Annotated in this window: 2 protein-coding genes; both read right to left on the reverse strand. The window is 63.2% G+C overall.

What is annotated here, in order from left to right:
- Window positions 1–76 precede the first annotated feature (76 nt).
- Window positions 77–913: an IS21-like element helper ATPase IstB gene (istB, locus tag MKD38_RS30435; RefSeq protein WP_012354406.1), complete on the reverse strand. Its 837-nt coding sequence runs from the start codon at window positions 911–913 to the stop codon at window positions 77–79.
- Window positions 910–2409, reverse strand: a complete 1500-nt coding sequence (istA, locus tag MKD38_RS30440) for an IS21 family transposase (RefSeq protein WP_012354405.1) — start codon at window positions 2407–2409, stop codon at window positions 910–912. Before istA ends, istB begins: the two co-directional genes overlap by 4 nt.
- Window positions 2410–2565: the final 156 nt, after the last annotated feature.

Consider the following 2565-nt stretch of genomic DNA (forward strand, 5'->3'; position numbering starts at 1 on the left):
TAGATAGCGTCAAGCAGGACGGCCGGTCCAGCGACAATCATTTTGGCCGGTTGGCCGGGATGATTGTCGGTGAGTGTTAGGTCATGGTTGTCGCTCCGTTATCGATGTCGCGGTGATTGTCGTTGTCGCTGGATGATTGTCGTCGGCGAGCAGACTGCTTGTCGCTTGCGGTGCGCCGACGGTAGCTTTCGACGTTCATTTCAAAGATCGTCGAATGGTGGACGAGTCGGTCAATCGCGGCGATGGTCATGCCGGGGTCAGGGAACACGTTGTCCCAGCCTGAGAACGGCTGGTTGGCCGTGATCAGCAGACTGCGCCGCTCATAGCGCTCGGCGATCAGTTCGAATAGGACACTGGTTTCGGCCTGGTCCTTGCGGGCGTACGACAGGTCGTCCAGGATGATCAGGTCAAAGCGGTCGAGCTTGGCCAGGGCTGCAGGTAACTGCAGGCTCTGCCTGGCTGCCTGCAGCTTCTGGACGATCTCGCTGGTACGCGTGAACAGTACCCTGTACCCAGCGTCGATCAGGGCATGCCCGATGGCCGATCCGAGGTGGCTCTTCCCACCGCCCGGCGGGCCGAAGATCAACACATTGGCACCTTTCTCCAGCCAGGAATCACCGCTCGCCAGTGCCATCACGTGCGCCTTGGAGACCATGGGCACAGCACTGAAGTCGAAGGCAGCCAGCGTCTTGGTTGGATCCAGGCGGGATTCGGTTCGGTGTCGTTCGATACGCCGCTTGGCCCGTTCGGCCAGTTCGTGTTCGAGCAAGGCGCCAAGCAGCCGGGTTGCCTGCCAGCTTTCCTTGTCGGCGCGCTGTGCGAACTCTGGCCAGAGCCGGCCAATGGTGGGCAGGCGCAGTTCGTTGAGCATCAACGTCAGGCGGGCGGCATCAATTGGGAGCGGCGCGTTCATGCTGCGACCCCCTGGCCCAGCAGGGCGTCGTAGCAACTGGTCGCCGGCATCTGGACATGGATGACGGGGTGATCGGCTTGCCGCGGCGAGAACTCCTCGCGCAGCGCTTCCAGATCCGGCAGATCACCATCGCCCAACATGGCTTCCAGGCGCACGGCCAGCACGGCTTCGATACCGTCCATGGCCGCCAGCTCAAGCAGGCCAACCATCGTCTTGCACGCGTCGCGTTGCGACAGCCGGGCATCAAGCTGCTCCCAGGTTCGCCGATAGGCCTCCCGAGGGAACAGATCGTCCCGGAACGCCAGGCCCTTGAAGGCCTGCGGCTTACGTTTGAGCCCCTCAATGAAGTGCCGATAGTCGATAGCGCGGCGGGTGCTGTGCGCGGCGTGGGAGCCCCGAGGAGTGCTGAACACCATGGCTCCGGACAGGTAGCAGTCCAGTCGGTCGCCGTACACACGCACCTTCAGACGGTGACCAATCAGGCGGGACGGCGCGCTGTAGAGGATGCCGCGCACGGTGAATGTGCTGCAACGGGTGACACGCGCTTCCTCTTCGGCAAAGTCCGTCGTGCGCCGGGGAGGCAGGTCCGTCAACTGCTCGCGCTCGAGACGGAACGCCGCTGCATGACGCCGGTTACGACGCATCACGACCTCGCGCAGGAGCGCCTCATAGGCGGCTCGATCCTCGAAGTCCCGGTGGCCGCGCAGCATCAGTGCCTGGTCGACAGCCTCCTTCAGATAGCGGTGGGATGATTCCACACTGCCGTTCTCGTGGCCCAGGCCGCGGTTGTTACGGGTGCCGGTCATCCCATAGTGGTCCAGCAGGGCTTCGTAGCGCGTTGTGAAGTCCTCCTGCTCCTTCAGGTTCTTGAACGCCGCCGAGAGGCTGTCGGTGCGATGTTCTCGCGGGCAGCCGCCGGCCTGCCAGAGCGCGTTCTGCAAGCCCGAGGACAGCGCCTCGAAGCTCTCTCCGCCTTCAACCACTTGGGCGTACTCCCAGCGCGAGAACGCGAACACGAAGTGATACAGGCGGTGAGGGAATGGAACGCCGGAGATGGTGATGCCCAGCGCCTGCATATCGGTGAAGTCCGACAGTGCCCGGATCCCCGGCGCGTGTTCCTGTGGGAAGAAGACTTCTTTGGCCGGTCCAGACACAGCCCGCCACTTGCTGATGCGCCGTTCGAGCGTGCGGCGCATGCTGTCAGGGTATTGGTCGGGATGGTCGTCCTGGAGCTTGCGCAGAATGGTGATGGCTTGCAGGCGCGGCTCGCTAGCAAGCATCGGCACGACCTCGGTGTCCCAGACCTCGACGAATGGATCGGGCCGCGAGCGCCAGTAACGGCGGGGCTTCTGCGAAGGCAGTTGGCTATCACGTTCGATACGCCGGGCACTGCGCACACTGATGCCGGCCTTGGCAGCGGCAATCTCCTGGGTATGCTGTTTGCGTTTGGACATGTAGAGGCTAACCTGTTGGTCGGTAATACGGGTTCCAGACATGGACTGACCGCTTATTGATGCGATCAGCCATCGTAGAACCCGGCCAACTCGGCGCCGCCGGTGGCGGAAACTCTCCGGCGGCTACGCCGCCTCCGAGTTCCCGCCACCGGCCAAGATGTTTGTCGCTACGCCGGACAAAATGATTGTCGCCGCCCA

This window comes from Cupriavidus sp. WGlv3 (assembly GCF_023952475.1).
GTDB classification, from domain to species: domain Bacteria; phylum Pseudomonadota; class Gammaproteobacteria; order Burkholderiales; family Burkholderiaceae; genus Cupriavidus; species Cupriavidus phytorum.